Origin of the sequence: Microbacterium sp. Leaf351 (assembly GCF_001423825.1) — a bacterium.
Lineage (GTDB): Bacteria > Actinomycetota > Actinomycetes > Actinomycetales > Microbacteriaceae > Microbacterium > Microbacterium ginsengisoli.
On the sequence record NZ_LMPK01000023.1, the window covers coordinates 58,025 to 60,779 of the forward strand.

3 protein-coding genes are annotated in these 2,755 nt (G+C 73.2%); 1 reads left to right on the forward strand and 2 read right to left on the reverse strand.

The features are described from left to right. Positions 1-1,490, reverse strand: a 1,490-nt coding sequence (locus ASG00_RS07980) for an ATP-binding cassette domain-containing protein (RefSeq protein ID WP_200930890.1), incomplete at its 3' end; no start/stop codon positions are given. A gap of 188 nt (positions 1,491-1,678) precedes the next feature. Next, positions 1,679-2,359, reverse strand: coding sequence for an alpha/beta hydrolase (locus tag ASG00_RS07985; protein ID WP_056208306.1), 681 nt, complete (start codon positions 2,357-2,359; stop codon positions 1,679-1,681). 101 nt (positions 2,360-2,460) lie between these two features. On the opposite strand from ASG00_RS07985, the gene ASG00_RS17730 reads away from it, so the two are divergent. Continuing rightward, the coding region (locus ASG00_RS17730) for a DUF4916 domain-containing protein (protein WP_235559447.1) at positions 2,461-2,755 on the forward strand (295 nt) is incomplete at its 3' end.

Genomic DNA, 2,755 nt, shown 5'->3' on the forward strand with positions numbered 1-2,755 from the left:
AGCACGTCGACGACCTGATCGACGGTGTCGAGGTCGAGGTTGTTGGTGGGCTCATCGAGAACCAGCAGCTCGGGGGGTGGCGAGGCCAGCAGCAGCCGGGCGAGCGCGGCGCGGAACCGTTCGCCGCCGGACAGGCTCGACACAGGCCGGTCGACCACGGCTCCGCGCAGCAGGAACCGGGCGAGGTCGTTGCGCAACCGCACGACGTCGACGGATGCCGCCTCCCCGGCGACGTTCTCGAGCACCGAGCGGTCGTCGTCTAGTCCGTCGACCCGTTGGGGCAGGTAGCCGACATGCGGCACCGTCACGGCGGCCCGCACCTCGCCGCCCGGCACGGCGACGACCCCGGCTCCGGCGACCAGAGCGCCGAGGACCGTCGACTTGCCGGCGCCGTTCGGACCGATGATCGCGATGCGCTCCGGCCCGCGCACCACCCATTCGCGCTCGCCCGAAGAAACGGTCAGCACCCGCCGGCTCGGCGAGAGGTCAGGCGCCGGCAGCACGATGCGCATCGATGGGTCATCGCGCACGAGTCGCCCGGCCGCGTCGAGTGCGGCACGCGCGGCATCCTCCTTCCGGCCGGCCTCGCTGCGCAGGCGTCCGGCCGAGACCTGTGCGGCACCGCGCCGGCCGTGGGCGACGATCTTCGGCACCCGCTTCTCCCGTTCGGCCTTCGCGGCCTGCTGCCCGCGGGTCGCGAGCGTCGACTGCACGGCGATGCGCTGACGCTTCTCCCGCCGCAGGTCGCCGGCAGCTGCGGACTCGGTGCGTCGCGCGGCATCCTGCGCGGTCTCGAGCGCGGCGCGCCACGCGGCGTAGCCGCCGCCGGTCGTCGTGAGCCGCCCGGCGTAGAGTTCGGCGGTCTCGTCCATCAGGTCGAGCAGTGTCGTGTCGTGACTGACGACGATGAGCGCGCCCGGCCAGGCCGTGACGAGCGCGCCGAGACGGTCGCGGTGATCGCGGTCGAGGTTGTTGGTCGGCTCGTCGAGCAGGGTGATCGGCGCGCGTCGCAGGCGGATGCCGCACACCGCCGCGAGCACGGCCTCCCCTCCGGAGAGCGCGCCGACGGGTCGATCGAGCATCCCCGGGTCGAGGCCTGCGTCGGCCAGGGCTGCGCCCGCGCGGGCCTCGACGTCCCAGTCGTCGCCGACCTCCTCGAACCGGGCCGGGTCGACATCGCCGTCGGCGATCGCGCGCACGGCGCGCAGTGACCGGCCCACTCCGAGGAGGTCCGCGACCGGACGATGGACGTCGAGCGTCAGGGTCTGGGCGAGGTGGTCGACGGTGCCCGTCGTGCTGATCGCGCCGGCCGTGGGCGTGAGATGCCCGGCGATGAGTTGCAGCAGGGTGGACTTGCCGGCGCCGTTGCGCCCGATGAGTCCGGTGCGCCCGGCGCCGAATGCGCCCGACACGGATTCGAGCGCCGTGGTGCCGTCGGGCCAGGTGAACGTGACGCGGTCGAGCACGACCGCGGGTGCGGTGGATGACATGGGGTCTCCCGGGTGTGGTGGGTGCACCGACACCGGGGCTCACGCTCGAAGCGGGCCCGCACCGTGAAACGGTGACTCGACGGTGTCAGCGCCAGATGGCGGACAGGGAACCGTCGATCAATGTCACCGGAAGATCCTCACACTCGGAACAGGACGCGGGCAGTCTATCCGCGACCCGCGCGCGGCGGCTAGCCCCGCGGATCCGCCGACGCCTCGCGGATGTCGCCGAGTCGTGCCACGAGGAACGCGTGCACGTCGGCCAGCTCCGCCTCCGAGACGCTGTGGGTGAGGCCGGGATACACACGGCCGCTCAGCGCGACGACGTCGGGGAGCCACCGCACGGTGTGCTCGACGAGCGCCGCCGGAATGACCTCGTCGCGCGCGCCGCGGCCCCAGAACACCGGCGGGCGCAGCCGGGCGAGCTCGGTGTCGGTCGGCAGCCCGCCGGGTGCGACGTAGCCCGACAGGTTCACCGCGAACGCGAAGCGCTCGGGGCGCAGTCGCAGCGCCTGTAGCGACACCGCCGCGCCCTGCGAGAACCCGAGGAGACCGACGGATGCCGCGGCATCCACGTTCTCGTCGACCCAGTCGAGAACGCGCTCGGCGGCCGCGGTGATCGCCGCCGGGTCGCGGCCGTCGAGGTCGTCGATGGGATACCAGCGGTGGCCCGACATCGGCCACGGAGCGGGCATCGGCGCGCGCAGCGAGACGCCCAGGTACTCGGACGGGAGGGAGGGGAGTAGGCCCACCAGGTCGTTCTCATCCGAGCCGTAGCCGTGAAGAAGCAACAGCACAGGCCGGTCGCCGCGGTCGGCCAGCGGGGCGGCGTAGCGCACGGCGCTGCCGTCGAGGGGCGGGATCTCGCTCACGTGCCCATCCTGCCGCACCGCCCCGACACGGCGGCATCCGTTCTGCGCCGCCGGCCCCGGTCGACATCTGTGCGTCACACGCGGTGGGGTATACAGGAGGCATGGCGGTGCGAACTCCCGATCCCGACCCCTCGGAGGGGAACGACGACGCGCGCGGCGAGGTGCCGCGCGACCCGTTCCGATCGTTCGCCGGCGGTTTCGCCGAGTCGGGCGGCGGCCCGAACCCGGCATGGCTCACCGACGTCGAGCTCACCGAGGCGCGACGTCGACTGCCGATGCTCTACGTCGAGGCGCTGCCCGTGCGCACCGACGGCGTCGGCACCGTGACGCAGGTGGGCATCCTGCTGCGTGCGACGCCGTTGGGTGAGATCACCCGCACGCTGGTGTCGGGGCGGG